Here is a 25,688-nt window from a genome sequence, read left to right as displayed (position 1 = left end):
TCGGCGTCCACAGGATCGGGCTGTCCGCGACCCGCCGGCCGGCGCGGTCGAGGGTTGACGCTGCGTCAAGGTCAAGCAGGTTCCGCGGACGCCATTGTCAGCACCGCGTCGCGGGCCAGCCGTGCCCAGCGCCGCGACCCGTGCAGCAGGTAGTGCCCGGTCAGCCCCATGTCGACGAACCGGGCGTCGGCCCCCGCCTCCCCCGCCCGTACGACGAACGCGCGGGTCATCCGCGCCGAGGTGATCCGGTCGCGGCGACCGTGCGCGGCGACCAGGCTCTTGCCGGCCAGGGGCGCCACCGGGTCGGCGGAGTCGAACCAGGGCGCGAGGGCGACCAGTCCGCGCACGGCCGGGTCGTCGGCCACCCGGGCACCGGTGCGCGCGCCCATCGAGTGGCCCAGCAGCACCACGGGCAGCCCGGGATGCTCCTCCCGCGCCCGGTCGAGTGCCCACCGTGCGTCGGCCACCGGGGCGCCGCCGTTCCACCCGCGGGCGTCGTACCGGAGCAGCCAGGAGGCGAGCCCGTGCCGGGCGAGCGCCGGTGCGACCGCGTCGCGCATCGCCTGCATCCGCCACACCGAGGCGCTGCGCGGCGGGACGGGGCCGGGGTCGCGGGGCTTGCCGCCGTGCAGCAGGAGCACGATCCCGCGGGGGTCCGGCGGACCCTGGCGGGCCAACGCCCGTCCGGTCGCCGCGTCGAAGCCGATCGAGGTCACGGGGTCGGTTCGTCACCGACGACCGGGCGGATGGGTGCGCCGGCGCGGAACCTGATCGGGAAGCGCAGGGCTCCGGTGTTGCCGGAGACCGGGAGCCACTCGCCGGGGCCGTCGGCCACCGCCTCCGGCATCCGTTGCGCGAGCAGCGGCAACGCGACGGCCATGTCGGTGCGGGCGACGAAGTGACCGAGGCAGTGGTGCACGCCGCCGCCGAAGCCGAGGTGCGGTGGCCGCCCGGCGGCGCGGGTGATGTCGAACCCCGGCTCCTCGACCGCGCTCGGGTCGGTGCCGGCCGCGTGCGAGAGCACCTGGACGATCGAGCCTGCGGGCAGGTGGAGGCCGTGCAGGTCGACGTCCTCGACCGCCTCCCGGGTCACCCAGGTGACCGTCGGGTTGACCCGCATCACCTCCTCGACCGCGGCGCTGCCGAGCTCGGGACGCTCGGCGAGCAGCCGCCACTGGTCGGGGTGGCGCAGGAAGGTCTGGATCGCGAGCCCGACCTGGTTGCGGGTGGTCTCCATCCCGGCGAACGCCAGGAAGACCAGCGACACGATCAGCTCGTCGCGAGTCAGCCGGCCGTCGCTCTCCTGCGCCTGGAGCAGGGTGGTGACCAGGTCGTCGCGGGGGTGGGCGGCGCGGTCGTCGACCACCCGCTCGACGTACTCGGTGAGGCCGGCGAGGGCCGCCTCGATCCGCGGCAGGTCCTCCTTGACCCGGATGCCGAAGGACTTGCCGAGGTCGTCGGCCCAGTGCGCGACCTGCTGCCACTCCTCCTCGGGCAGCCCGAGCAGCAGGCAGAGGATCCGCGCGGAGTAGGGCTCGGCGAACTCGGCGATCAGCTCGACCTCGCCGCGGTCGGCGAAGGCGTCGAGGAGCTCGGTGGCGATCCGCTGGAACTCCGGCTGCATCGCCTCGATGGCCTTGCGCCGGAACGCGGGCATCAGCAGTCGGCGCAACCGGGCGTGGTCGGCGCCCTCCAGGCTGAGCAGCACCTCCTGCCACCAGCGCAGGAACGGCCCTTCGTGGACGCCGTTCTGCTCGGGCCAGCGGGCGTTGCCCTGGCGGAAGCGGCGGTCGGTGAGCAGCGCGCTCGCCTCGGCGTAGCGGAGCACCGCGTGGCCGTAGGAGGTCTCGGCGTACCACTGCTGGTCGCGGGTCCGGTGCACCTGCGGGGAGGTGACGTCGAAGGCCGGGTCGGCGAGGTCGAGGAAGGGCGCCGGGGCAGCGGGGTCGGACACGCCGCGAGTCTGGCACGCGGGGGTCGGGGTGGCCGCGCGCCCCATTCGGATCGGCTCCGATCCGGCCGGATCCACGACCAATCCGAATGGGGCGCGCCACCCCACCACACCGCCCCGTGACAGATGTCATCGCGGACCGATGACGCTCGGCAGTCCCGGACCGGCGCGCCGACGAGCAGAGTCGTCCCCATGAGTTCACCGACCACGCCCGCCATCGAGCTGCGCGACCTGCGCAAGTCGTTCACCCGGCCGGGACATCCCCGGTCGAGGCCGTGCGCGGCCTCGACCTCACGGTCGACCGCGGCCAGATCGTCGCCTTCCTCGGCCCCAACGGCGCCGGGAAGACCACCGCCCTGGACATGGTGCTCGGGCTCACCGAGCCCAGCGCGGGCACCGTCCTCGTGTACGGCGAGCACCCCGCCGGGCCATCACCACCGGCCGGGTGTCGGCCGTGCTCCAGACCGGCGGACTGCTCCGCGACCTGACCGTGCGGGAGACGGTGCGGATGGTCGCCTCGACCTTCGCGGATCCGCAGCCCGTGGACGACGTACTGGAGCGGGCGGGGTTGCGCGAGCAGCGCAACCGGATGGTCAGCAAGTGCTCGGGCGGTGAGCAGCAGCGGCTGCGGTTCGCGCTGGCGCTGCTGCCCGACCCGGACCTGCTCGTCCTCGACGAGCCGACCGCGGGGATGGACGTCTCGGCCCGGCACGACTTCTGGGCGACGATGCGCGCCGAGGCCGACGCCGGCCGCACGGTCGTCTTCGCCACCCACTACCTGGAGGAGGCGGACAGCTTCGCGGAGCGGATCGTGATGATCGGCCAGGGCCGGATCATCGCCGACGGCACCACGGCCGAGATCCGCGGTCGCGCCACCGGCCGCACCGTCACCGCCGCGATCGACGCGGCCCGGGTGGTCGCGGTGGCCGACGCGCTGCGCCGCGAGGAGCACGTCGTCGAGGTGAGCGTCCACGGCACCCGGTTGACCGTCCGCACCGCCGACTCCGACCGGGTGGCGCGCGCCCTGCTCACCGAGCTGGGCGGCACCGACCTGGAGATCACCACCGGCTCGCTGGACGACGCGTTCCTGGCGATCACCGAAGCGGGGGCCACGGCATGAGCACCGTCTCCCTCGACAGCACCTCCTCCGACGACGCCCCCCGCACCGCCTCCTTCAACGCCGTCTACTTCGGCCTGGAGCTGCGGCGGATCACGCGGGACCTGGTCTCGATGTTCTTCACCGCGGTGCTGCCGGCGTTCATGTACCTCATCTTCGGCGCCGCCCAGGACTACGGTCAGGAGAGCGCCGGCAACGGCAACGTGACCATGTACGTGATGATCTCGATGGCCGCCTACGGTGCGGTCACCGCGACCACCGGGATCGGCGGGATCGCCGCCCTGGAGCGGATGCAGGGATGGGGGCGTCAGCTCGGCCTGACCCCGATGCGCGACGGACAGTACGTGCTGGTCAAGACGTTGGTCGGGCTGACCATCGCGGCGATCCCGGTGGCGTTGGTCTATCTGGTCGGCGGGCTGACCGGTGCCGAGGGCGAGCTCTCCGCGTGGGTGCTCAGCGGCATCCTGGTGATGGTCGGTGCCACGGTGTTCGCGGTCTTCGGCCTGGTCTTCGGCCTGGCGTTCCGCAGCGAGGCCGCGGTCGGCGCCGCGTCGGGCACCCTGGTCATCTTCGGCTTCCTCGGCAACCTCTTCTTCCCGCTCAGCGGGGTGCTGCTGACCATTGCCAAGTTCACCCCGCTGTACGGCTACGTCTCGCTGGCCCGCCGCCCGCTCACCGAGGGCTACGTGGTGGACGCGGGCAACGGCCAGGTCGAGTTCGAGCCGCTGTGGGTCGCGGTGACTAACGTGACCGTGTGGCTGCTGATCCTGAGTCTGCTGGCGATCTGGCTGGTACGACGCGGGCGCGGCCGCCAGTGACCGGCGCGACCTCCCCGGCCCGGTCCCCGGGTAAGCCCCAGGACCGCCGGGATCCGTGGGAGCGCCACGGCTGGCTGATGGGAGCCGTGTGGCTCTTCTTCCTCGGCTTCCCGATCATCGCGGTCCTGGACGGCGACGACTACTCCCCGCCCGTCCAGGTCGCCGCGCTGGCCCTGATCGTGGCCTTCGCGGTCGCCTACGTGTTCGGGTTCGTGCGCGGCTGGGGTGGCGTCACCCGCCGTTGGCTGCCCGGTGGTCCGGTCGGCTGGTTCCTGCTGCTGGCCGCGATCGTGGTGGCCACCGCCGCGCTGATCGGGGACGAGGCGCTCGGCATGGCGCCGTTCCTGGTCGCCTACGCCGTCTTCGTGCTGCCGCGCCGGGCGGCCGTGGTGGCGGTCGCGGCGATCTTCACGGTCGCGGCCGTGGCGGCCTCGGTCGGCGGCTGGTGGTCGGACCTGTGGTTCCTGTTCGGGGTGATGGCGCTGCTGGTGGTCGTCGGCACGATCGTCCGCGGCCTGGAGGTCGCCGAGGAGACCCACCGTGCCCTGGAGCGCGACCACGAGCTGGTCACCGAGCGGGAGCGGATGGCCCGCGACGTCCACGACGTGCTCGGCCACTCGCTGACCGTGGTCTCGGTCAAGGCCGAGCTCGCCGGACGCCTCGTCGACGTCGACCCGGCCCGCGCCAAGGAGGAGATCGCCGACATCCAGCGCCTCGCGCGCACCAGCCTCGGTGAGATCCGGGCGACGGTCGCCGGCCTCCGGGTGGCGCGGCTGGACGAGGAGCTGGCCACCGCCGCGGACGCCCTGGCCGGCGCCGGCGTGGAGGCGGTGCTGCCCGACGACGTCGCCGCGGTCGACCCCCGACACCGGTTGGTGCTCGCCTGGGTGCTGCGGGAGGCGGTCACCAACGTGGTCCGGCACAGCGCGGCCACCCGCTGTACCGTCACCCTCGGTCCGGACCGGCTGCGGGTCGAGGACGACGGCCGCGGCTCGGCGCAGCTGCGCGAGGGCAACGGCCTGCGCGGCATCCGGGAGCGGGTGGCCGCCGCCGGTGGAGCGATCGAGGTGGAGTCGGTCCCCGGCTCCGGGACCCGCGTGGAGGTGCGGTTGTGACGATCCGGGTGCTGCTGGCCGACGACCAGGCGCTGGTCCGCGGGGCGCTCGCCGCCCTGCTCGGCATGGAGCCCGACATCGAGGTGGTCGCCGAGGTGGGCTCCGGGGACGAGGTGGTCGCGGCGGCTCGTCGTACCGACGCGCAGGTGTGCGTGCTGGACATCGAGATGCCCGGGATGGACGGGATCGCCGCTGCCGGTGAGCTGGGCCGGGAGCTGCCCGGCGTCCGCTCGGTGATCGTCACCACCTTCGGCCGACCCGGCTACGTGCGCCGCGCGCTGGACGCCGGCGCCTCCGGGTTCCTGGTGAAGGACACCCCCGCCACCGAGCTCGCCGAGGCGGTACGACGCGTGCACTCCGGGCTGCGCGTCGTCGACCCCGCACTGGCCACCGAGTCGCTGTTCGGGGGCGAGAACCCGCTCACCGAGCGGGAGCGGGACGTGCTGCGCGCGGCACTGGACGGCAGCCCGGTCGCGACGATCGCCACCCTGCTGCACCTCTCCCCCGGGACGGTGCGCAACTACCTCTCCTCGGCGATCGGGAAGACCGCGACCTCCACCCGGGTGGAGGCGGCCCGAGCCGCCCAGCAGCGCGGCTGGCTGTGACGGCGGACCTCCGCGTCAGAGCGGAGGCCGCCGCTGCCCCGCTCCAGGTCGCCGAGCACGCTGCGCACCAGCGCGGCCTCGGCGAAGTCGTCGTCCATCAGCGCCTCCTGCAGGAGGTCGTGGAGATCGTCGATCCGGTGGTCAGTGGTGGCATGGCGGTCGCTGGTCGTCATCGGGGCCCTCCTTCACGTCATCGATTAGGACGCATCGGACACCGTGAAGGTTGCACCCCACGCCGGACGATCTGCGATTCGGCGGGGGCGCTCAGTGGGGGCGACGCTCCAGGATCAGGTGGGTCACGCCGCTGGTCGAGGTCGTCGCCTCGATGGTGTAGTCGTCCTCCAGCGCCTCGAGCCCGTCCCAGAGCCGGACGCCGCGCCCCAGCACGATGGGCACCTGCACCAGGTGCAGGTGGTCGACGAGTCCGGCCGCCACGAAGTCCCGTACGACGCTCGGCCCGCCGCCGATCCGGACGTCCTGACCGGCGGCCGCTTCGCGTGCCACCTCCAGCGCGTCGGCCGGGGTGGTGTCGAGGAAGTGGAACGTGGTGCCGCCCTCCATGGCCAGTGACGGCCGGGGCCGATGTGTCAGCACGAAGGTCGGCGTGTGGAACGGTGGCTCCGGACCCCACCAGCCGGTCCAGTCGGGATCGTCCTGCCAGCCCGGCGGACCGAACTTGTTCGCACCCATGATCTCGGCGCCGATGCCGTCACTGTGCCGGGCGGCCAGCGCGTCGTCCACGCCGACGCTGCCGCCCTCGCCCCAGAACCGGGTGGCGATCATCCACTCGTGCAGCCGTTGGCCGGCGTGGCCGAAGGGTGTCTCGAGGCACTGCGGCTCACCGGTGGCGAAGCCGTCCAGCGAGATGGAGAGGTTGTGGACGCGGGTGCGGGACATGGCGGGTGGACCGTTGGGAGGGCTGGAACTCATCGGTCGACGGGTGGGCTGAGGCTGGGCGGGGCGGGGCTGGGCGGGGGCGTCTGGGCCGGGGCGGGACTGGTGCGGGGTGGGTGCCGTCCGGGGCGGGACTGGTGCGGGGTGGGTGCCGTCCGGGGCTTGGCGCGGCGAACCTGTCGGCCGAAACCCGCACGACACGCCGTGGCGCTCCGGCGTGTCGTGCGGGTTTCACCGGCTGACCGGTGAAACCCGCACCCCCCGACCGGCTCCACAAAACTTGTGCAAAGAACCCATGCATAACTATTGTGCACCCATGTCCGACTCCCAGATCCACCTCGACGCCGCGGCCGTCAAGGTGCTGGCCCACCCCCTGCGCTCCCGCCTCCTCAGCGCCCTGCGCCGCGGCGGGCCGACCACCGCGACCGAGCTCGCCGACCAGCTGGACACCAACACCGGTGCCACCAGCTATCACCTGCGCAAGCTCGCCTCGGTCGGCCTGGTCGAGGACACCGGGGAGGGTGAGGGGCGGCGCCGGGAGTGGAGGGCGGCGAGTCGGCTGCACTCCTGGGACCCCAGCGACTTCGCCGAGGACGAGGATGCGACCACCGCGCTGAACTGGCTGATGCGCGACTACCTGACCCAGTTCGTCGCCCGCTACCAGGACTGGCTCAACGTGGAGGACACCTGGCCGCTGGAGTGGCGCGATGCGACCGGCCACGACGACGACATGGTGGTCGCCACCCCCGAGCAGCTGCACCAGATGCGCACCGAGATCTGGGAGGTCGTTCAGCGCTACCGGCAGGCGGGCTCGGACGACCCGGCGGCCCGCGCGATCTCGGTGCACTACGTCGCCTACCCGCGCGACCCGCGCGCCGAGCCGTGAGCGCCCACCCCGCTCCCCGACCCGGCCGCACCTCACCCCGCCGCGGCCCGGCGGGTCTTCCTGCTGCTCTCCTTCACCCGCTGGTTCCCGGTCGGGCTGACCGTGCCGATCCTGGTGCTCTACCTGCTCGACCGCGGCCTCACCGTGCCCCAGGCACTGACCGTGAGCGCGATCAGCGGGATCGCCGTGATGGTGCTGGAGCTCCCCACCAGTGGCTTCGCCGACGGCTTCGGCCGGCGCCCGGTCTACGTCGCGGCCGCGGTCGTCAACGTGGCCGCCGCCGTCGGCTACCTGGTGGCCCAGGACTTCTGGATGTTCGCGGTCGCCTCCTGCCTGATGGGGACGTTCCGCGCCCTGGACTCCGGCCCCCTCGAGGCCTGGTACGTCGACACCACGCACCTCACCGACCCCGCGGCCGACGTGGACGGCGTCCTCGCCCAGCAGGGCGCCGTACTGGGTGGTGGGATCGCGGCAGGCTCCCTGATCTCCGGTGCGCTGGTCTGGTGGCACCCGGTGGGCGCAATGTCGGCGCTGACCCTGCCGGTCGTGCTCTACGTGGTGCTCAACGTGGCGCACCTGGTCGCCGTCCTGGCGCTGATGCACGAGCCGCCCCGCCCGGCCCCGACCCCGCGCACGCCCCCGTCGACGTCGGCGCCGACACCAGCACCCGCGGCGCGGGACGGGCCTGGGCGTCGGTCCGCGGTGCGCCGCGGGTGGTGCTCGACGGTCTCGGCCTGCTGCGCAGCAACCGCGTGCTCCGGGGGCTGGTGATGGTCGAGATCTTCTGGTCCGTCGCGATGGTCGTCTACGAGACGTTCCAGCCGATCCGGCTCGGCGAGTTGCTGGGCGACGAGGCGCGTGCCGGCGTCTGGATGGGTCCGGTCGCGGCGGCGGGCTGGGCGGTCTTCGCCCTGGGCTCGGGCCTGGCCGGGCTGGCCTCCCGCCGGATCGGGGTCACCCGCACCGCGATCCTGGCGCGGGTGCTCAACGGGCTGGGTGCCGTGGCGATGGGCCTGGTGGTCGGGCCCGCCGCGCTGGTCGTCGCCTACCTGGTCACCTACGCGCTGCACGGCGCGGCCGGACCGATGCACAACGCGCTGCTGCACCGGCAGGCCACGGCCGGCAACCGGGCCACCCTGCTGTCGATCAACTCGATGACCGCCTCGGCCGCCTTCGCGATCGGCGCGCCGCTGCTGGGCCTGCTCGCGGCCGCCACCTCCAACCAGGTCGCCATGGTCGCGGCCGGCGGGTTCAGCATCCTCGGCGCCCTCTGTTATCTCCCCGCCCGCCGGGCGGAGCGAGTCGTCCGGCACGAGGTCGATCTGACCGAAGGATCTCCCACAACTTTGGGGTAAAGACGGATCGGGGGGGTTCACACAGTCGCCGAGAGGCCCTAGGTTCGGCTGCACCGAAGGGTCGGCGATGCGCGCTCGGGAGCGTTGTCGCCCGGGTCCCCGTCGATCTCCCGAGCATGCACCTCGGGAGATTCATGTGAGGCGAACCCGCACACTCACGACCACGGCCGCCCTGGTTTCCGGCGGCCTGCTGCTCTCGTTCGGCGCCACCGCGCCGAGCAGCAGCGCCGTCCCGGACGTGGACGGCACGGAGAAGTCCAACACCAAGTCCGAGCGACGCTCGGCGATCCACGAGTCGGCAGCCAAGGGCGGCAAGAAGGATCCCAAGTTCGACTTCGCCGACACCGTCAAGGCGAAGGCCGTGATGGATCGACTGGAGGACTTCCAGGAGATCGCCGACGCCAATGACGGCAACCGCGCCGTCGGCACCCCCGGCTACGAAGCATCCGGCAAGTACGTCGAGCAGACCCTGCGCGCGGCCGGCTATGCGACCAAGCGTCAGTACTTCAGCGCCGAGCAGTACTCCGTCGACGCCTTCTCCCTCACCGTGACCGGCGTCCCGCTCGAGCCGATCGTCATGTCGTACTCGTCCTCCACTCCCGAGGGCGGCGTCACCGGCGACCTCGTGGCTCCCGCCGATCCGCTGGGCTGCGACGCCGCCGCCTGGGACGGCGTCGACGCGGCCGGTGGCATCGCGGTGGTCAGCCGTGGCGCCTGCTCGTTCGCGGAGAAGGCCGCTGCCGCCGGTGCTGCGGACGCCGCCGGCGTGATCGTCTACAACAACACCGAAGGCGCGCTCAACGGCACCCTCGGCGGGACCCTCGAGGGTTCCGCACCGGCCGTCGGCGTGACCCAGGCCGAAGGTCAGTCGCTGCTCGACGCGATGGCCCAGGGCCCGGTCGAGGCCACCCTGAACATCCAGGCCGCGGTGTCGACGACCCGGACGTTCAACGTGATCGCCCAGACCCGCACCGGCGACACGGACAACGTCGTCATGCTCGGAGCCCACCTCGACGGCGTCGAGGACGGAGCGGGCATCAACGACAACGGCTCCGGATCGGCCGCGATCCTCGAGACCGCGGTGCAGCTGGCCAAGGCGACCGGTCAGGACAAGGGCCGGTCGACCACCACGAGCGCGGTCAAGGGCGCGAAGGACAAGGCCAAGAACAAGGGCCCCAAGAACAAGTGCAAGAAGGACAAGGGCCCGAAGAACAAGGGCCTGAAGAAGTGCAAGAAGCCGAAGCCCCAGGGCCCGAAGATGGAGCTGGAGAATGCCGTCCGCTTCGCCTGGTGGGGCGCTGAGGAGATCGGTCTGGTCGGCTCGACGCACTACGTCGACAACATCGTCGAGAACAACCCCGAGCGCCTGGACCAGATCAGCTCCTACCTCAACTTCGACATGATCGGCTCGATCAACTACACCGTCGGTGTGTACGACGCCGACGAGTCGACGTACGAGGCGCCGGTCGAGGTGCCGGAGGGCTCGGCCGAGCTCGAGGCGGTCTTCACCGACTACTTCGACGACAACGGGCAGCCCTGGGTGGACTCGGAGTACTCGGGCCGCTCGGACTACCAGGCGTTCATCGAGAACGGCGTGCCGGCCGGTGGCCTGTTCAGCGGCGCGGACGCGATCAAGACGGAGGAGGAGGCCGAGGTGTTCGGCGGCACGGCGGGTCGTGCCCTGGACCCGAACTACCACTCCGCCAACGACGACATCGACAACATCTCGCGTGCGGCATTGGAGATCTTCGTCCCGGCGATCGCGCACTCCGTGCAGGACCTCGCCGCGAAGCAGCGTCGCCGCTGACCCGGCGCTGATCCAGCACGACCCACGACGACCGCCGTCGCGCCCCCCAGGTGCGGCGGCGGTCGTCGCACGTCGGGCCGGCACCCTCACCCCGGTGAGGTGCTCGCGCCGGACTCAGAGGTCCCAGGCCACCAGCCGGATCTCGGCGCGCTGGGGGGCGACGACCTGCTCGCACCGTGCGTCCACCGGGCAGTCCCAGCCGCTCCACCGCCCGTCCTCCTCGGTCACCACCAACACGCTGCCGTCGGTGTCGAACGTGGCCGCTCGCACCGACCCCGGCGGGTCGTAGCGGACGGTCTGGTCGGGGTCGCGCCAGTTGACGATGGTCGGCTTGCCGCTGTTGTCGAGGAACCAGGCGCCGTCGTAGGACAGGATGCCCTCGTAGCCGTCCACCGGCTCGGCGAACTCCCAGTCGCCGGCCAGCCGCGACACGTCGACCTCGAGGTCCTCGAAGCCGCCGACCACCCGGTCGTGCGCCTGGCTGACCATGCTGCCGGTGGACACGGTGGTGTCGGTGGCGACGTCCCAGGCCAGCGACCTGCCGCCCTCGCCGTAGAAGACCGTGCCGTCGGCCACCACGTAGGGGAACGGGCAGTCCACCCAGACGTCCTCTCGGGGCGGGGCGTGCCGTCCACCCCGAGGTCGCGGTCCTTGCCGGTCCTGGTGTCGAAGGCGGTGCGGGTGCAGGCCAGCGAACGCCTGGCGACCTCACGTTGCTGGTCGATGTCCCAGACGACCATCTCGGTGCGCAGGGTGGCCTGGTCCTCCTCGGCCCAGGAGACCAGGCCGCTGCCGCTGTCGGCCGCCACCCAGTCGCGGTACGTCGCACCCGGGGCAGCCGGCCGCGCCGGCCCCAGCGGGACCAGCCGTCCGTCGAGGTCCAGGAGGGTCGGTCGACCGGTGTCCGGGTCGGGGAAGGCGAGTCCCGCGCGCTCACGTGGGCGCCGGTGTCCCAGACGGTCTCGACCGCGTGCCGTTCGCCGTCGAGATACACGGCGTCACGGGTGATGAAGATACCGGTCGGACCGTCCACCGCGGCCGGTCCCGCCGCCCCGTTCGCCGCGACCGGGACGCCGTCGGAGATGCTCTGGCGGGTGGGGCCATCGCTCCCCGCGGCCACGCCGAGCGCGAGCGCCACCACGGTGGCGGCGCTCGCCAGCACGACCGCACCACGTCCGCGGCGCCGACGCCGGCCCCGGCGGACCAGGGATGCGCTGTCCGGCGCGCCCGGATCCAGCGCGTCGAGTCGCTCCTCGAACACCGCGGTGAGGCGGTCCTCCAGCTCGGTGCTCATCGGGGTCCTCCAACGTCGTCGCGGTCCTGGTCCGGGGTGCGTGGGTCCGCCGCGAGTGCGGCACGCAGCTTGGTCATCGCGGCGCTGGCCAGGCTCTTCACGGTGCCGCGGGCGATGCCCAGCGAGTCGGCGATCTCGCGCTCGGAGAGCCCCTCGTAGTAGCGGAGCACCAGCACCGCGCGCTGCCGCTCGGGCAGCTGGAGCACCAGCGTCCACAGCTCGTCATCGAGGTCGGGCGGGGACGTCGCCGGCGTCACGACTCCGCGCCACGGGTCGTCCGTCACCACCTCTCGGCGGGTGCTGGCCCGCCGCCACGTGCTGGTCGCCTGGTTGACCAGGATGCGCCGTACGTAGGCGTCCTGCTGATCGGCCCGTCGCACCCGGCGCCAGTTCGCATAGACCTTGATCAACGATGCCTGCAGCAGGTCGTCGGCCGCATCGATCGACCCGGTCAGGGCGTAGGCGGTGCGGAACAGCCGTGACCACGCCGCCTCCACGTAGGCGGTGAACTCCTCGGCCTGGTCCATGCCCTCTCCCCATCCGGCGATCCGCTCTCGCCAACCAGACGCGGGACGGCTCCACCGGGTTCGTCCCCGGTCGGAGGATCCTCAGCCGGCGCGTGCGTCGCGCCGGGCGAGCACCTCGACCACGGCCGGCGCCGCGACCTCGATCCCGAGCAGCAGGTCGTGGAAGCGGTGCGGCCGGCCGATGCTGGCGCGGGTGGCCAGGCGGGAAGCACCCCCGACTGCCATCAGCCCGGCCAGCAGCCGCATCCGGCCCAGGTCGGGCTCCTCCCGGGAGGAGGCGAGCCAGTTCAGCCCGTAGCCGGCGAAGATCGCGCCCATGAAGCGCAGGTGGGAGTCGACGGTGGCGTCCCCCTCCATCCCGGGCTCCACCCGGACCCCGCCGAGGATCTGCATCCCTCCGATCGCGATGCAGGACCAGCCCATCAGCCGTCCGAATCCGTTCAGTGCCGCCATACCGCCAGCCTCCGGCTCGACGCACCGGCTTGGCAAGTCCGAGCCAGGAGAAGCCCGGGTCGAGCGTCGGCTGGAACCCGCGGAGCGTGGCGCACGTTGCATCCCTGTCGATACCCGCGGCGAGAGGACTCCATGACCACCAGCCACCCCATCACCGCCCAGCTCGACGTGCTGCTGAGCCTCGGACTGGCCGAGCTCTCCGGTCGCGACGCGACCTGGCTGCGAGCGGCGGCCCGTGACGCGGTCGCCGCGGCCGGCCCCGCCACCCCGGGCGGCGTGCTCGCGGTGCATCCCGATCTGGTGCCGGCCAGCCGCCTGACGCCGCTGCTCCAGCGCGCGGGACGGCCCGGGTTCGTGGTCGTGGACATGACCGACCTGGACGAGTTCGTCGCGGTGCCGGGGGTCGACGTACCGGACCGGGCGCTGTATCTGGTCACCGACGTCGACCGCGGCGACGACCTGCGGAACCGGTCGCCGGAGGAGGCGGAGCCGGTCCTCGCCGAGCGCGGGCGGACTCCGCTCACGGTCAACGAAGGGATCAGCTGGCTGCTCCAGGAGCCGGACCGCCTCGCGCCCGACCACTGCTTCATGTGCATCGGCTCCCGCAAGCCGAAGACCCCGACCACCAAGGGGTACGACGCCCGCACCCCCGCGATCTGGATCAGCAACGGCACCGGGCGGGACGGGCGCGAACGCAAGGATGCGCCGAAGGTCGGCTGGTGCTGGTGGCGCAACCGGCACACCTGGCTCGGGTTCGCGTCGGCCACCGGGCGGGTCTGAAGGGCCTCGGAGCGACGGTGCCGTCGTCCACGGGCACCATCCGCCGGTGAACGACGGCGTTGACCGGTCTCAGGACCACGGATCGGTGAGCGCCCGCAGGTCGTGCAGGGCGTCGCGCAGCGCGGTCATCCGCTCGACCCCCAGGTGGGCCTCCCACTCGGCCTCGACGATCCGCTCGATCTCGCGCGTCACATAACGCGCCCGCTCCAGCTGGTCGACCAAGAAGCCGGCGGTCTGCTTGGTGACCTGAGCCGACGCGGGGTCCGGCTGGTGGCCACCGACACCGACTGGGAACGCGGCCGCGACGCGGGGCCCCGCACCACGGTCCTGGAGGGGCCGATGCTCGAGCTGCTCCTGCTCTGCGCAGGGCGGCAGCCCGACGCGGCCCGGCTCACTCAGCGGCGCACCCGGTAGCGCAGGTAGTGGATCTGCGAGGCGAACCTGCGGGTCTGCACCAGCTCCAGGTCGACCCTGCGCTCGGCGTGGTCGAAGTAACGCAACCCGCCACCGACCAGCAGCGGGCACAGCCGGATCCGGTACTCGTCGATCAGGTCCTCCGCGGCCGCAGCGGCGGCGAGCGTCGCCCCGCCGATCGCCAGATCACCCTCGCCCGGCTCCGCCCGCAGCCGCTCGACCTCCTCGCTCAGCGTGCCGGTGGCCAGCCGGGCGTTGCCGCGGACCGAGGGCAGCGTGCTGGAGAAGACCACCTTGGGCAGGGCGTTCCAGATCGTGGCGAACTCGCGGCCGGCCGCGTCGAGCTCCGGGTCCTGCTCGCGGCCCTCCCAGAAGAGCATGTCCTGATAGAGCCGCCGGCCCAGCAGGTGGGTGTGCAGGCCCCGCACCTCGTCGGTGGCGAGCGCGAAGACCTCCGGATCGGGGTCGGTCCACGCGAACTGCCCGTCCGGGCCGACCACGTAGCCGTCGACCGAGACACCCATCGAGTAGGTCAGGAGTCGAGTCATCGCCGATCGCCTTCCACGCCCGCTCGCCCGCTCCGCGGCGCACTCCCAGCGTACGCCCGGTCAGCCTCGGGGGAGGCGGACCAGGTCTCGCGCAACTGACGGTCGCGCGCGTCGCCCAGGTCGCGCAGCTGCACGACGATCCCGATCACGAAGAGCACCGGCCAGGCGACGTACCAGAGCAGGTGCTCGTCACCGACCCGGCCCTCGCTGATCTGGTCCAGGGTGATCTGGTCGACGATCAGCAGCAGACCGCCCAGCACCAAGCTGGTGCCGGACGCCGCGCTGAGCAGGACCAGCAGCAGCGCCGGGAGGTCGGCGACCACCGCGAGCACCCCGAGCAGCAGCCCCGCGACCACACCGAACACGGTGAGCAGCCAGGGGGTCTCGACGTCGAGCGCGGCCGCGACCGTCGCGCCCAGCACGAAGCCCATCGAGACCATGGAGAGGACCACGCTGACCGCGTAGAAGAGGTAGGCGAGGACCGCGACGACCACGGCCGCCACGATCCCGACCAGCCAGCCGGTGAGGGTGGTCAGGTAGCCGTCGCCGGTGACGTTGTCGACAATCCCGGCGCCGAGGGCGAAGCCGATGAACCCGCCCCAGATCGCGAGCAGCACCCGCATCGCCCAGTGGCCGCGCAGGCACAGGTAGAGACCGATGGCGACCGCGAGGAGCCCCACCACGATGTCGTTCATGCTCGTCCTCCACGCGCCGTGACCGCGCCCGGATGCGAGCGGCGGCCTGCCGCCGCAGCCTAGCCGCTCGCCCTCGCCGCGATGCCCCGCCCACCGTCGATGAGGTAGGAAGTGAGCCGTGATCCTCACCCTGCGCATGCTCGCCAGCTCGATGATCGGCGCGGTCGTCCTGATCTGCTTCGCCCTGTGGTTCGTGGTCGGCACCGGCGACGACCCGTTCGCGGTCCCCGAGACCTGGGCGCTGGCCGTCGTGGTCGCCGAGGGTGCCGCCGCGTACCTGCTGGTGACCGTCGTCGGTTACAACGCCCCGGCGGTGCCGCCCGGGGCCGCGCGGGAGAGCTGGGTGGCCCGCTTCCAGGCGTCGATGATGGTGCGGCTCGCCCTCGGCGAGAGCACCGCGCTGATCGCCCTGGCCCTCGCCTTCATCGTCCCCGACGGCGGCTACCTGCTGCTGCTCGTCGGCGCCGCGATGTCGCTGGTGACGATGGGCGTGCACGGCTACCCGTGGGACTACCCGGTCGAGCGCTACCGGGCGCGGCTGGAGCGCGACGGGGGTACGTCGTACCTGCGCGAGGACCTGGGCCTGCCGCCGAAGCCGAGCGGGGCCATCCGAGAGCTCTGACCGCGACCGTCCCTCACTCGCCGGACGTGCCTCAGTCGCCGGCGTGGTGCGCGCGGTAGGGCCGGTAGAGCCGCGCGAGGAACGCCTCGAGCTCGACGGCCGTCTCCTCCTCCAGCGTCGGGAAGGAGAACGTCGCCTTGCCGGTGCGCCGCTTGCGGAACTGCTCCGAGGAGCCGTCCAGCGCCTCGGGCCAGGTGTCCACCGCGATCGCGTAGAGGCTGACCTTCTTCGCGCTGCGCTGGACCGCGGCGAAGTAGTCGTGGCTGCCGGTGCCCGGCCACCGCAGCGACGGCATCCCGTAGATGGTCGCGTCCTCCAGCTCGTCCCGGTAGGGCTCGAGGAGCTCCCAGATCCGGCTCTCCACGGCGTCCAGGTCGGTCATCGCTGCAGCCTAGCGAGGTCGCTCCCCGGCGGGTGGCCGCCGACCGGCGGCCCGGCGTGAGCGGCTCGGTCCGATTCGAGGCGGCTCGCCCGGTTGGCTCGAGCCGCGCTCCAGTGCGGCCCAAGTCCCACTCCAGCGGGCTCCCCGACGGTGGTGGCACGAGATCACCCGATCCGACCTCACCGATCCAACGGAGCATCCCCATGAACACCCTTCATCGCGTCGGAGCCGCCACCGCGGCCCACCCCTGGCGCACCCTGGCCGCGTGGCTGCTGGCGCTGATCGCGCTCGGCGCCGCCAGCGCGGTCGCCGGCGGCGACCTGCAGGAGGACTGGAACGTCCCCGGCACGCGCGCCCAGGCCGGAGTGGACACCATCCGTGACCACTTCCCGGAGGCCGGCGGCGCCACCGCCCAGGTCGTCCTCCACAGTGACGGCCCCCTCGACCCCGGCGTGGTCGGCGAGGTCGGCGACCGTCTCGCCGCCGCCGACCACGTGGCCGGCGTGACCCCGCGACTCTCGGACGACGGCGACACCGCCCTGCTCGACGTCAGGTACGCCGTCGAGGTCACCCACCCCGACCTGATGGGCGTGACCGCGCCACTGACCGCCGCGGCCGAGCCGGCCGAGGCCGCCGGCTACGAGGTGGAGCTCGGCGGCGAGCTGCCCAGCACCGCCTCCGAGCTCGACGGCCGGGGCGAGCTGATCGGCATCGGCGTGGCGCTGCTGCTGCTCGTGCTCGCGTTCGGCTCGGTCGTGGCGGCGGGTCTGCCGATCGCGACCGCGCTCGGCGGCCTGATCGCGGGATCCTCCGGGGTGATGCTGTTGGCCGCGGTGCTGGACGTCTCCCCCACCGCGCCCACCGTGGCGACCATGGTCGGCCTCGGCGTCGGGATCGACTACGCCCTGCTCATCGTCACCCGCCACGTCGCCCGGCTCCGTGCCGGCGACACGCCCCGCCAGGCCGCGGCGCACGCCACCGGCACGGCCGGACGCGCGGTGCTCGGCGCCGGACTGACGGTCCTGGTCTCGCTGATGGGTCTGCGGCTGGCCAACCTCCCCACCTTCAGCGCGTTCGGGTTCGCGACCGCGCTCGCGGTGGTCGGCGTGATGGCGGCCGCGCTCACCCTGGTCCCCGCGCTGTGCGCCCTGGCCGGCCACCGGCTGCTGCCGCGCCGGGTCCGCAGGACGCGCCCGGTCGGCACCGATGGTTCCGGCCAGGCCGAGCGTTCCGACGACACCGAGCCTTTCGACGACACCGAGCGTTCCGATGACACCGGGCGCGAGCCGCTCGCCGGCCGCTGGGCCCGCGTGGTCTCCCGCCGCCCGGTCGCCTGGGGTGCCCTCGCACTCGTCGTCCTGGTCGCCCTCGGCGCCCCCGCCCTGGGGATGCGCACCTGGCCGCAGGACGGGGGCAGCGACCCGCAGGGCAGCACCACGCGCGCGGCGTACGACCTGATCAGCGCCGAGTTCGGCGAGGGCGCCAACGGTCCGATCACCTTGGTCGCCGATCTCGACGAGCTCACGCCCGCCGAGGTGGAGGCGCTGCACGCCGAGGTCGACGCGCTGCCGCAGGTGGCCGCCTCCTCACCGGCGGTGACCTCGCCCGACGGCGCGATCGCGATCTGGGACGTCCAGCCCACCACCGCGCCGATCGACGAGGAGACCAGCAGGTTCCTCGACGACCTGCGCGCCGACGTCCTGCCGGCCGGGGTCGAGGCGACCGGCTACACGCCGATCCTGGGGACATCTCCGACATGCTCGCCGACCGGCTCTGGATCGTCGTGGGCTTCGTCGTCGCGATGTCGGTGGTCCTGCTGATGCTGCTGTTCCGCTCGGTCGTCGTGCCGATCAAGGCGGCGGCGATGAACCTGCTCTCCATCACGGCCGCCTACGGCGTGCTGGTGCTCGTCTTCCAGCACGGGTACGGCGCCGGCCTGCTCGGCGTGGACCACGCGATCCCGGTCTCCAGCTGGGTGCCGATCCTGCTGTTCGCGGTGCTGTTCGGACTGTCGATGGACTACGAGGTGTTCCTGCTCTCGGCGATCCGGGAGGACTGGCTCGCCACCGGCGACGCCCACGGCAGCGTGGTCCGGGGCCTGGCCTCGACCGGCCGGGTGATCTCCACGGCAGCGGCGATCATGGTCGCCGTCTTCCTGGGCTTCGCCACCGAGCCGGGTGTGGTGGTCAAGATGATCGGGGTCGGCCTAGCGGTGGCCGTCGCGCTGGACGCCACCGTGGTCCGGATGGTCCTGGTGCCGGCCACGATGACGCTGCTCGGCCGCTGGAACTGGTGGTTCCCCGGCCGTGGGTTCGGGCTGCCGGCCGCCGCCGATCCGGCCCCCGCAGCCGGCAGCGCCGCGCTCACCCCGACGGGCATCGCCGGCACGCCCGACGACGACGTCGACCCCGACCGCACACCGGTCTCGGTGTGAGCACCCCGGCCGCCGCGGCACCCGCCGCCACAGCGTCGCCGCACCCGGCGACATCCGAGCGACACCCCCACGAAGGAGACCCCCTGATGAGCACCACCACCCGCACCACCCGCACCACCCCGGAGCCCGTCCGTCCGGAGCAGGTGCGCCTGCCCGGTCAGGCGGCCGCACCGGAGGGCCCGGTCGACATGCTGATGATGTACGTGATGCACCACGCGTTCCGTCGCGACCTGCGCCGGTTCGCCGTCGCCGCCGAGCACACCCCGGCCACGGCGACCGCCACCTGGGTGGCGCTCGCCGAGCGGTGGGACCTCTTCGCCGAGATCCTGCACGGCCACCACACCGGCGAGGACACGGCCTTGTGGCCGGCCCTGCTGGAACGGGCCGACGAGTCCGAACGGGCGACGCTGGTGGCGATGGAGGCCGAGCACGCCCGGATCGATCCGCTGCTGACCTCCTGCCACGAGCTGGTCCACGCCCTCGCGGCCGGGCCCGACGCCGTGCAGGCGACCCGGCTGCGGGCGCGACTGGCCCTCGTCCTCGCCCAGACCCGGGAGTCGCTCGGCCGGCACCTCGCGCACGAGGAGTCCGAGGCGATCGCGATCATCCAGCGCCACCTGACCCAGGAGGAGTGGAAGCGGATCGAGGAGGAGGGGTTCCACGAGAAGCGGCCGATCTCGTTCCTGCTCCACGCCGTCTCCTGGATCGCCGACGACCTGCCTCCGGCCGCGCGCAACCGGGCGTTCGCCGAGGCCGGCCAGGCGATGCGGGTGGTCTGGTGGCTCGGTCGACGGCGCTACCACCGCGGGACGCGGGCCGCGTTCGGGTTCGTCCCGGACGCCGGCTGACGCCGGGGGCGGCACCGGCCCGGGGACCGGGGTCGCCGGGCCGGATCAGAACCCGTGGCGCTCCCGCAGGTCGAGGAACCACCTCTCGGCCTGCGGGATCCGCCACTCCCGCATCTGCGCCCACGCGTCGTCGGCGTGCCGCGTCGCCAGGTCGGTCGCGCCGACCGCTGCCGCCGCCAGGGCGAGGTAGGCGTCGACCGGGCCGTGCGCCGGGGAGGTGCCGGACATCACGCAGGTCCCGGCGTAGGGCGCCAGGCGCTGGTAGGCCTGCTCGGCGATGTCCTCCCGACCCAGGCCCAGGCCCAGCTCCGCCCCGAGCGACCAGAGGAACTCGGAGAACCAGTTGTCGGTGGTCAGGTCGACGCCATGGGCCTCGACCACGGCACGCGCCACCTCGTCCGCGCCCTTGCGCAGCGCCATCACGGCTGCGGCCGGCGCCACCGGGATGGCCGCCTCCGCCAGGTAGGTGATCACCTCGTCCGCGGGCGGGGCCGGGGCACCGGGGTCCCACAGCGGCACGAAGAGCGCGGCGCCCCGGACGATGTCGATCTTGTGCGACGTCGAGACCCGCTCGAAGCAGGCGCCGAGCTCGGCGTAGGTGCTGGCGATCCCCGCCTCGTCCCCGGCCATCGCCGCCCAGCTGTGGGAGAGGGTGAGCACCACCATCTCGACGAAGTAGTGCTTCTGCGCGCGGGCGACCCGGGTCAGGTCGGCGAGCTCGGCCCGCGCCCGGGCGACCTCGCCGAGCTCGCACAGGATCGAGGCGCGAAGGGCGCGGAGGTTGGTCAGCGCGCGCTCGTCGGCACCCGCGATCTCGAGTGCCTCCTCGACCCAGGCCCGGCGCTGCGGAGCGGTGCTGCGGCGGGTCGTCGCCACCGCCGCAGCCATCAGCGCCTCGACGAGCAGCGCCCCGTCCCCGGTACGGCGGGCGGTGGCGACCGCCTCCTCGGCCAGCGCATCGAGCTCGGCGCACCCGGCGGCGTAGTACGACTCGGCCGCGAGCGCCAGCAGCGCGCGGACCCGCAGCGCACCGTCGCCGGCCAGCTGCGGCAGCGTCGCCCGGATCACCGCGATCACCTCGTCGTTGTGCTCGCCGTAGGAACGCGCCGGCCACAGTGCGTCGGCGGTGGCGATGGTGGCGGCACGGACCACCAGCTCCGGGGCGTCCAGCCCGCCGGCCAGCACCACCGCCTCGTCGATCGCGCGGTGCATCTCGAGCCGGCGGGTGCTCCAGCGGCAGGCATCGGCATAGCCGACCAGCAGGTCGAAGCGCTCACGTTCGGTGCCGCCCGGGTCGTCGGCGTGCCAGGCCAGCGCGGCGGCGTACTGCTCGCGGGCCTCGTCGGGGGCGTGGGCGGCCATCGCCCGCCTGCCGGCCCGCGCGGCGGCGGCGTGGGCCGCGCGCCGGTGGCGGGGACCGGCGGCGCCCCAGTGCCGGGCGATCTCGGCAGCACGTGCCTGCGCTTCCCCGGACGCCTCGACCAGCCCGGCGACCACGGCGTGCATCCGCTCGCGCCGCGACGCGGGCAGTGCGATGTAGGCACCGTCGCGGACCAGTGCGTGGCCGAACCGGAACCGGTCGCCGCCGAGGTCGGCGATCAGGTCGGCGTCCAGGGCCGGCTCCAGCAGGTCCAGCGCAGCGTCCTCGTCGGCGCGCAACGCCCCGGCGAGCAGCTCCAGGCCGAACTCCCGGCCGATCACCGCGGCCGCGGTCAGCGCCTCCGCGGACGAGGTCGGCAGCTGGGCGATCCGGCGGTCGACCACCGCCGCGACCGTCGCCGGCACCTGGTCGTGCAGCACCTGGTCGAGCAGCTGCTGGGCGTCGGCGTGCTCGTCGCGGGCCAGACGGATGTACTCGATCAGGAAGAAGGGGTTGCCGTCCGTGCGCCGGTGCAACGCCGCCACCAGCGCCGGGTCGCGGAGGCCGGTCATCTCGCTGACCAGGGCCGCGGTGTCGTCGATCGACAGCCCGCTGACCTCGAGGTCGACCGCGTGCCGCCGAGCCAGGGCCTCCGCGGCCTCGGCGAGCGCCGGGACCTGCTGCCGGGCGCCGCGACGCCACGTGCACACCACCAGCAGGCGGCCGGTCTCCAGGTGGGAGGCGAGGTGCCGCAGCACCCGCAGCGTGGAGGTGTCCGCCCAGTGCAGGTCCTCCAGCCCGACCACGACCGTGCGGTCGCGGGCGAGTGCGGTCAACGCCTCGCCGATCGCCTCGGCCAGCGCGAACCGGGCCGCGTCGTGGTCGGTCTCGGCGTCGGTGACGCCGGCCAGCGCCTCCCGAGCGCCTGCAGCCACGGCCACAGCGGTGGTGCGTCCTCCTCCTGGGAGCAGCGACCGACCAGGACCAACGCCCCGGCGTACTGGGCCCGCACCGCGAACTCGGTGCCCAGCCGGGTCTTGCCCGCCCCGGGCTCGCCGCGCACCGTGACGAACTGCGGCGTCCCGCGGCCGGCCGCGGCCAGCGCGTCCTCGAGCGTGGCCAGGTGGGCGGATCGGCCGACCAGCGACCAGTCGGGAAGCGCGATCCGCGGACCCTCGGCGCCGGGGGGCCGGGGGCCCGCGGCCGCGCGAGCCGCGCGGGCCGCGGGCGATGCTGGTGATGCGGATACGGCCGGTGCCGCGGGGCTCGTCGCGGGTGCCGCGGGGAGCTCGTGGCGCAGGATCGCGGTCTGCACCGCGTTGGCGGCCGCGGACGGCTCCAGCCCGAGCTCCTCGCCGAGCACCGTGCGCAGCCGGTCCACCGCGGCGAGCCCGTCGGCCTGGCGGCCCGCCCGGGCCAACGCCGCCGCCAGCAGCAGCCACGGCCGCTCCCGCAACGGCAGCTCGGCGGTCAACGCCTCGAGCTCGACCGCCGCCTCCGCGTCGCGACCGAGCGCGACCAGCAGCGTGGCGTGGTCCTCGCGCGCCAGGTGGCGCAGCTCCTGCAGCCGCCCGCGCTCGGGCCGGACCACGTCGGAGTCGGGCAGGTCGGCGTACGGCTCACCGCGCCAGAGGGCGAGGGCGGCCTCCACGCGACCGAGCAGCTCGGAGGCGGCCGCGGGGTCGTCGGCCACCGGCACCGTCGCGCCCGCCAGCGGCCCGAGCGCCGCATGCACCTCGCGCACCCCGGTGGCGAACGTGGTGGCGTCGATGTCGGCCACCAGCCGATAGCCCCCGTCCACGCTGGGCAGGTACGACGACGGCGCGCGCGGTGCGAGGCCCGGCTGCAGCAGTCGGCGGACCGCCGACACGTAGGTCTGCAACGTGCCGGCCGCGCTCGGTGGGGCATCGGTGCCCCACAGCGACTCGATCAGCGTCTGGCTCGACACCGCCCGGCCCCGCGCCAGGGCGAGGGCGGAGATGAGGGCGCGGTGCTTCGCCGTGGCGACCTCGACCGCCCCGTCGGCGGCCGTGACGGCGGTCGGGCCGAGCACACCGATCCACATGATCGGAGGATAGGTCCGGTGGCCCCCGCCGGTCACCTCAATTCAGGCGAGGTGGGGCGCAGGAGCGGGCGGGGTGACCACCGGCGGGTCCGCGATACGGTGCTCGCCCAGACGACCCGGAGAGGACGGACGACAGCGATGCGGTTCGTGCCGCGGCCCGCCCTGGCCGCCATCGCCGCGCTGCTCCTGCTGGCGAGCGGCTGCGACCTGCTGAGTGCCGAGGCCGAGGTCTACGACTCGCCGCTGTCGGCGGACGATCGGCGGGCCCCGGGCCCGTCGTACCTGCAGATGCCCGTCCGGCAGCAGGGCGGGGCGGTGCTGCACACTCCGTCCGGGACCCGGGTGGTGCGCGGCGCCTACGACTGGTGGACGCGCGATGGTGACCTGGTCACGGCGGCGGCCGGCGGGCTGCTGCTCTACGGCGCCGACGGTCAGGACGGCCGGGTGAAGGACCGCGGGCTCAACCCCGACCAGACCGGCAGCACCGGGGAGGCGATCTCGGCGCTGCACTACAGCGACCGGTTCCGGATCGACGTCTTCTCCCCGGACCTCGCCGACCGTCGCACCATCGTGGTGCCGGCCTCCGCGTTCGACACCGACCAGGCGTCGGGGTCCGGCGCCGAGCTGCAGCTCCACGGCGACCCCTACACCCTCGACGGCGTCACGTGGGTCGAGTGGGGCGTCAACTCCGAGGACGACACCCTCACCGACCACGGTCTGTTCCGGATCGAGGGCGACCAGATCGACGGTGTGCTCCGCAACGAGCCGATCGTCCGCCTCTACCCCGCCTACGACGGCTCCGCGCTGATGCTGCTGCGCCAGGACAACGGCGAGGACGAGGACTGCGGTGGCTGCGTGGTCGAGCAGGACCTGGTCGAGCTCGACCCCGAGACCGGCGAGGTGGCCGCCGAGTACGGCATGCCGCCCGGCTACGACCGGGACTGGCGGGTCGACGCGGTCGACAAGGTCGGCGACACCGTTGCGGTCCGCTTCCGGGTGTACGACGGCGAGGGGCGCGACGCGACCGCGCAGTGGCAGCTGTGGACCTACGACGGTGAGTGGGCCGAGCGCGAGGAGCTGGCCGGCGTTCGGGTCTGGTTCCAGGACGGCGGCCGTCTCGTGGAGAGACCGACCGATCCGGCGGGGTCGCCCAGCACGTCGGCCGGGGCCTACCCGGCGACCCTGACCTGGGTCCCCGGCGAGACCGGCGACCTCTCGGACGGTGAGGCGGACGGGGAGGTGGACGGGGAGGTGCTGTTCGAGCCGTCGGGGGCGACCTGCCGGCTGGGCCGCGGCGAAGAGTTCTGTCCGCAGCTGTCGACCACGGGCTCCCTGCTGCCGCGGGAGTGACCCTGCGGCCGGCCGGCCGGGTTTGCGGAGGCGTCCCGGGGGCAGAGCACGGACGGTCCCCGCCGCTTCATCGCGCGTGCGACAGACTTCCCACTCACCGTGGCACAGGAGGAGCGAACGTGGCCGACGACGACTTTCTCGAGGTGATCGAGACCGAGGTCGAGCGCGACCCGCAGAACCTCGCGCTGCTCGAGGACTTCATCACCCTGCTGCTGCAGTCCGATCCCGACCGGGCACTGGACGAGCTGGCCGGCTTCGAGGCGAGGGGCGGAGATCCGGCACGGGCCCGCGTGCTGCGGGCGCGGGTGATGGCGGCGCGGCTGCGGGGCGGTACGTCCCCGGCGCCGAGCGAGCACGCCGCACCCACCCCCGCCCCGGCACCGACCCCCGCCCCGGCACCGACCGACGCCCACCACGACACGGGCGACACGGGCGACGCCGAAACCGGGCTGTGGGACGCCGAGCGTCCCCGGGTGACGCTGGCCGACGTCGCCGGCCTGGCCGAGGTCAAGCAGCACCTCGATGCGACCTTCCTGGCGCCGCTGCGCAGTCCCGAGCTCGCCGCTGCGTTCGGCCAGACCCCCGGCGGCTCGTTGTTGATGTACGGGCCTCCCGGGTGTGGCAAGACCTTCATGGCACGCGCGATCGCCGGCGACCTCGGCGCGTCCTTCCTCCACGTCACCCTCGCCGACCTGATCGGCCAGTGGATCGGCGACAGCGAGCGGGCGATCCGCAGCGTCTTCCGCCACGCCCGCGCCGCCGCCCCGTGCGTCATCTTCATCGACGAGTTCGACGCGCTCGGCGGGCGTCGTACGTCGGGAGGCGGCGGCTCGCACGCGATGCGGATGATGGTGACGCAGCTGCTCGAGGAGCTCGACGGCGTCTCCAGTGCCAACGACGGCGTGTACTTCCTGGCTGCCAGCAACCGGCCCTGGGACATCGACCCGGCACTGCGGCGTCCCGGGCGGATCGACAAGACCGTGCTCGTGCTGCCGCCCGACGCCGTGGCCCGCGCCGCCATCCTGGCCGGCGCCCTCGCGGACAAGCCGACCGACGAGGTCGACACGGGTCGGGTGGCAGCGGCCACCGAGGGGTTCTCGGGCGCCGACATCGCCCACGTGGTCAAGGTCGCGCTGCAACAGGCACTCACGGCGTCGATGGAGGCCGGCAGCGTGGTACCGGTGACGACCGAGGGGCTGCTCGCCGTCGCCGACGGCGTCACCCCCTCGACGGCGTCGTGGTTCGACCAGGTCGCGCCGGTCCTCGAATACGGTGTCGACGACGGCACCTTCGAGCAGCTGCGGGCCTACCGCGTGAAGCGAGGCATGCGATGAGGATCTTCGGGCGGAGGTCCGACGACCGTGATGA

At 73.4% G+C, this 25,688-nt stretch carries 28 protein-coding genes and 1 pseudogene; 17 read left to right on the top strand and 12 right to left on the bottom strand.

The genetic code is table 11. The features are described from left to right. Positions 1–71 precede the first annotated feature (71 nt). Together FIV43_RS16520 and FIV43_RS16515 are read right to left on the bottom strand one after the other, a co-directional pair. Positions 72–716 carry an alpha/beta fold hydrolase gene (locus FIV43_RS16520; protein ID WP_196780853.1) on the bottom strand — a complete coding sequence of 215 codons (645 nt, stop codon included), beginning with the start codon at positions 714–716 and terminating at the stop codon, positions 72–74. Continuing rightward, the gene (locus FIV43_RS16515) at positions 713–1,954 is read right to left on the bottom strand and encodes a cytochrome P450 (protein ID WP_231123465.1); all 1,242 of its coding nucleotides are present in this window, start codon (positions 1,952–1,954) and stop codon (positions 713–715) included. The genes FIV43_RS16520 and FIV43_RS16515 overlap by 4 nt, the downstream gene beginning before the upstream one ends. A 272-nt stretch (positions 1,955–2,226) precedes the next feature. On the opposite strand from FIV43_RS16515, the gene FIV43_RS23925 reads away from it, so the two are divergent. From FIV43_RS23925 to FIV43_RS16495, 5 genes are all read left to right on the top strand, one after another. Further along, complete coding sequence (locus FIV43_RS23925) at positions 2,227–2,439, top strand: ATP-binding cassette domain-containing protein (protein WP_269204029.1); 213 nt, start codon at positions 2,227–2,229, stop codon at positions 2,437–2,439. After that, positions 2,397–3,071, top strand: a complete 675-nt coding sequence (locus FIV43_RS16510; RefSeq protein WP_269204028.1) for an ATP-binding cassette domain-containing protein — start codon at positions 2,397–2,399, stop codon at positions 3,069–3,071. Before FIV43_RS23925 ends, FIV43_RS16510 begins: the two co-directional genes overlap by 43 nt. Further along, on the top strand, positions 3,068–3,886 hold the full coding sequence (locus FIV43_RS16505) for an ABC transporter permease (protein ID WP_141015005.1): 819 nt from the start codon (positions 3,068–3,070) through the stop codon (positions 3,884–3,886). The genes FIV43_RS16510 and FIV43_RS16505 overlap by 4 nt, the downstream gene beginning before the upstream one ends. Positions 3,887–3,963: 77 nt before the next feature. Then, the gene (locus tag FIV43_RS16500; RefSeq protein ID WP_141015004.1) at positions 3,964–5,001 is read left to right on the top strand and encodes a sensor histidine kinase; all 1,038 of its coding nucleotides are present in this window, start codon (positions 3,964–3,966) and stop codon (positions 4,999–5,001) included. After that, a complete protein-coding gene (locus tag FIV43_RS16495; RefSeq protein WP_141015003.1) occupies positions 4,998–5,606 on the top strand; it encodes a response regulator transcription factor in 609 nt (202 codons plus the stop codon). Before FIV43_RS16500 ends, FIV43_RS16495 begins: the two co-directional genes overlap by 4 nt. Here FIV43_RS16495 and FIV43_RS16490 read toward each other — a convergent pair. Beyond that, positions 5,522–5,779, bottom strand: a complete 258-nt coding sequence (locus tag FIV43_RS16490; protein WP_141015002.1) for a hypothetical protein — start codon at positions 5,777–5,779, stop codon at positions 5,522–5,524. The genes FIV43_RS16495 and FIV43_RS16490 overlap by 85 nt on opposite strands. A 91-nt stretch (positions 5,780–5,870) precedes the next feature. Then, positions 5,871–6,503 carry a dihydrofolate reductase family protein gene (locus FIV43_RS16485; protein ID WP_141015001.1) on the bottom strand — a complete coding sequence of 211 codons (633 nt, stop codon included), beginning with the start codon at positions 6,501–6,503 and terminating at the stop codon, positions 5,871–5,873. Positions 6,504–6,816: 313 nt separating this feature from the next. Between FIV43_RS16485 and FIV43_RS16480 the strand changes: the two genes are divergently transcribed. The 4 genes from FIV43_RS16480 to FIV43_RS16470 all read left to right on the top strand — a co-directional run bounded on the left by FIV43_RS16480 (position 6,817) and on the right by FIV43_RS16470 (position 10,548). Then, complete coding sequence (locus FIV43_RS16480) at positions 6,817–7,386, top strand: ArsR/SmtB family transcription factor (RefSeq protein ID WP_141015000.1); 570 nt, start codon at positions 6,817–6,819, stop codon at positions 7,384–7,386. Between the two features lie 102 nt (positions 7,387–7,488). Continuing rightward, positions 7,489–8,157 (top strand): MFS transporter, encoded by a 669-nt coding sequence (locus tag FIV43_RS21660; protein ID WP_231123464.1) that lies wholly within the window; start codon positions 7,489–7,491, stop codon positions 8,155–8,157. Next, a complete protein-coding gene (locus FIV43_RS21655; RefSeq protein WP_196780852.1) occupies positions 8,100–8,741 on the top strand; it encodes an MFS transporter in 642 nt (213 codons plus the stop codon). Before FIV43_RS21660 ends, FIV43_RS21655 begins: the two co-directional genes overlap by 58 nt. A gap of 136 nt (positions 8,742–8,877) precedes the next feature. Beyond that, positions 8,878–10,548 (top strand): M28 family peptidase, encoded by a 1,671-nt coding sequence (locus tag FIV43_RS16470; protein WP_141014999.1) that lies wholly within the window; start codon positions 8,878–8,880, stop codon positions 10,546–10,548. A 114-nt stretch (positions 10,549–10,662) separates the two neighbouring features. On the opposite strand, the gene FIV43_RS16465 is transcribed toward FIV43_RS16470, so the two are convergent. The 3 genes from FIV43_RS16465 to FIV43_RS16455 form a co-directional block, all read right to left on the bottom strand. After that, positions 10,663–11,148, bottom strand: coding sequence for an NUDIX hydrolase (locus FIV43_RS16465; RefSeq protein ID WP_141014998.1), 486 nt, complete (start codon positions 11,146–11,148; stop codon positions 10,663–10,665). 690 nt (positions 11,149–11,838) lie between these two features. After that, a complete protein-coding gene (locus tag FIV43_RS16460; RefSeq protein ID WP_141014997.1) occupies positions 11,839–12,369 on the bottom strand; it encodes a SigE family RNA polymerase sigma factor in 531 nt (176 codons plus the stop codon). Positions 12,370–12,450: 81 nt separating this feature from the next. Next, positions 12,451–12,822 (bottom strand): DUF4345 domain-containing protein, encoded by a 372-nt coding sequence (locus FIV43_RS16455; protein WP_181407545.1) that lies wholly within the window; start codon positions 12,820–12,822, stop codon positions 12,451–12,453. A gap of 132 nt (positions 12,823–12,954) precedes the next feature. Between FIV43_RS16455 and FIV43_RS16450 the strand changes: the two genes are divergently transcribed. Further along, positions 12,955–13,602, top strand: coding sequence for a DUF5701 family protein (locus FIV43_RS16450; RefSeq protein WP_141014995.1), 648 nt, complete (start codon positions 12,955–12,957; stop codon positions 13,600–13,602). Between the two features lie 69 nt (positions 13,603–13,671). Here FIV43_RS16450 and FIV43_RS16445 read toward each other — a convergent pair whose 3' ends face one another. Further along, entirely contained in the window at positions 13,672–13,824 is a 153-nt protein-coding gene (locus FIV43_RS16445; protein WP_196780851.1) for a hypothetical protein, read from the bottom strand. 48 nt (positions 13,825–13,872) lie between these two features. On the opposite strand from FIV43_RS16445, the gene FIV43_RS21150 reads away from it, so the two are divergent. After that, positions 13,873–14,016 carry a hypothetical protein gene (locus FIV43_RS21150; RefSeq protein WP_181407816.1) on the top strand — a complete coding sequence of 48 codons (144 nt, stop codon included), beginning with the start codon at positions 13,873–13,875 and terminating at the stop codon, positions 14,014–14,016. Here the strand turns inward: FIV43_RS21150 and FIV43_RS16440 are convergent. Both FIV43_RS16440 and FIV43_RS16435 read right to left on the bottom strand, forming a co-directional pair. Further along, the gene (locus tag FIV43_RS16440) at positions 13,998–14,564 is read right to left on the bottom strand and encodes a dihydrofolate reductase family protein (protein ID WP_141014994.1); all 567 of its coding nucleotides are present in this window, start codon (positions 14,562–14,564) and stop codon (positions 13,998–14,000) included. The genes FIV43_RS21150 and FIV43_RS16440 overlap by 19 nt on opposite strands. After that, the gene (locus FIV43_RS16435; protein WP_181407544.1) at positions 14,561–15,259 is read right to left on the bottom strand and encodes a DUF4203 domain-containing protein; all 699 of its coding nucleotides are present in this window, start codon (positions 15,257–15,259) and stop codon (positions 14,561–14,563) included. The genes FIV43_RS16440 and FIV43_RS16435 overlap by 4 nt, the downstream gene beginning before the upstream one ends. A 118-nt stretch (positions 15,260–15,377) precedes the next feature. Between FIV43_RS16435 and FIV43_RS16430 the strand changes: the two genes are divergently transcribed. Continuing rightward, entirely contained in the window at positions 15,378–15,881 is a 504-nt protein-coding gene (locus tag FIV43_RS16430) for a hypothetical protein (protein WP_141014992.1), read from the top strand. A gap of 31 nt (positions 15,882–15,912) precedes the next feature. On the opposite strand, the gene FIV43_RS16425 is transcribed toward FIV43_RS16430, so the two are convergent. Beyond that, a complete protein-coding gene (locus FIV43_RS16425) occupies positions 15,913–16,263 on the bottom strand; it encodes a hypothetical protein (RefSeq protein WP_141014991.1) in 351 nt (116 codons plus the stop codon). Positions 16,264–16,466: 203 nt separating this feature from the next. Between FIV43_RS16425 and FIV43_RS16420 the strand changes: the two genes are divergently transcribed. From FIV43_RS16420 to FIV43_RS16415, 3 genes are all read left to right on the top strand, one after another. Next, complete coding sequence (locus FIV43_RS16420; RefSeq protein ID WP_196780850.1) at positions 16,467–18,083, top strand: MMPL family transporter; 1,617 nt, start codon at positions 16,467–16,469, stop codon at positions 18,081–18,083. After that, on the top strand, positions 18,020–18,697 hold the full coding sequence (locus FIV43_RS21650) for an MMPL family transporter (RefSeq protein WP_196780849.1): 678 nt from the start codon (positions 18,020–18,022) through the stop codon (positions 18,695–18,697). The genes FIV43_RS16420 and FIV43_RS21650 overlap by 64 nt, the downstream gene beginning before the upstream one ends. A gap of 86 nt (positions 18,698–18,783) precedes the next feature. Then, positions 18,784–19,545 carry a hemerythrin domain-containing protein gene (locus FIV43_RS16415; RefSeq protein ID WP_141014990.1) on the top strand — a complete coding sequence of 254 codons (762 nt, stop codon included), beginning with the start codon at positions 18,784–18,786 and terminating at the stop codon, positions 19,543–19,545. 45 nt (positions 19,546–19,590) lie between these two features. On the opposite strand, the pseudogene FIV43_RS16410 reads toward FIV43_RS16415, so the two are convergent. After that, positions 19,591–22,970 (bottom strand): annotated as a pseudogene (locus FIV43_RS16410) (ATP-binding protein). Between the two features lie 138 nt (positions 22,971–23,108). Here FIV43_RS16410 and FIV43_RS16400 point away from each other — a divergent pair. Both FIV43_RS16400 and FIV43_RS16395 read left to right on the top strand, forming a co-directional pair. After that, positions 23,109–24,320 carry a hypothetical protein gene (locus tag FIV43_RS16400; protein ID WP_141014987.1) on the top strand — a complete coding sequence of 404 codons (1,212 nt, stop codon included), beginning with the start codon at positions 23,109–23,111 and terminating at the stop codon, positions 24,318–24,320. Between the two features lie 119 nt (positions 24,321–24,439). After that, a complete protein-coding gene (locus FIV43_RS16395; RefSeq protein WP_141014986.1) occupies positions 24,440–25,654 on the top strand; it encodes an ATP-binding protein in 1,215 nt (404 codons plus the stop codon). Positions 25,655–25,688: the final 34 nt, after the last annotated feature.

Source organism: Nocardioides sambongensis, from assembly GCF_006494815.1.
Classification (GTDB): domain Bacteria; phylum Actinomycetota; class Actinomycetes; order Propionibacteriales; family Nocardioidaceae; genus Nocardioides; species Nocardioides sambongensis.
This window is presented reverse-complemented; position numbering and strand designations above follow the sequence as displayed.

Bases quoted from the DNA above. Each gene is read 5' to 3' on its own strand.
- FIV43_RS16505 (WP_141015005.1), top strand. From the start codon at position 3,068: ATGAGCACCGTCTCCCTCGACAGCACCTCCTCCGACGACGCCCCCCGC.
- FIV43_RS16500 (WP_141015004.1), top strand. From the start codon at position 3,964: ATGGGAGCCGTGTGGCTCTTCTTCCTCGGCTTCCCGATCATCGCGGTC.
- FIV43_RS16490 (WP_141015002.1), bottom strand. From the start codon at position 5,779: ATGACGACCAGCGACCGCCATGCCACCACTGACCACCGGATCGACGAT.
- FIV43_RS16485 (WP_141015001.1), bottom strand. From the start codon at position 6,503: ATGTCCCGCACCCGCGTCCACAACCTCTCCATCTCGCTGGACGGCTTC.
- FIV43_RS16480 (WP_141015000.1), top strand. From the start codon at position 6,817: ATGTCCGACTCCCAGATCCACCTCGACGCCGCGGCCGTCAAGGTGCTG.
- FIV43_RS16460 (WP_141014997.1), bottom strand. From the start codon at position 12,369: ATGGACCAGGCCGAGGAGTTCACCGCCTACGTGGAGGCGGCGTGGTCA.
- FIV43_RS16455 (WP_181407545.1), bottom strand. From the start codon at position 12,822: ATGGCGGCACTGAACGGATTCGGACGGCTGATGGGCTGGTCCTGCATC.
- FIV43_RS16450 (WP_141014995.1), top strand. From the start codon at position 12,955: ATGACCACCAGCCACCCCATCACCGCCCAGCTCGACGTGCTGCTGAGC.
- FIV43_RS16440 (WP_141014994.1), bottom strand. From the start codon at position 14,564: ATGACTCGACTCCTGACCTACTCGATGGGTGTCTCGGTCGACGGCTAC.
- FIV43_RS16435 (WP_181407544.1), bottom strand. From the start codon at position 15,259: ATGAACGACATCGTGGTGGGGCTCCTCGCGGTCGCCATCGGTCTCTAC.
- FIV43_RS16425 (WP_141014991.1), bottom strand. From the start codon at position 16,263: ATGACCGACCTGGACGCCGTGGAGAGCCGGATCTGGGAGCTCCTCGAG.
- FIV43_RS16420 (WP_196780850.1), top strand. From the start codon at position 16,467: ATGAACACCCTTCATCGCGTCGGAGCCGCCACCGCGGCCCACCCCTGG.
- FIV43_RS21650 (WP_196780849.1), top strand. From the start codon at position 18,020: ATGCTCGCCGACCGGCTCTGGATCGTCGTGGGCTTCGTCGTCGCGATG.
- FIV43_RS16415 (WP_141014990.1), top strand. From the start codon at position 18,784: ATGAGCACCACCACCCGCACCACCCGCACCACCCCGGAGCCCGTCCGT.
- FIV43_RS16400 (WP_141014987.1), top strand. From the start codon at position 23,109: ATGCGGTTCGTGCCGCGGCCCGCCCTGGCCGCCATCGCCGCGCTGCTC.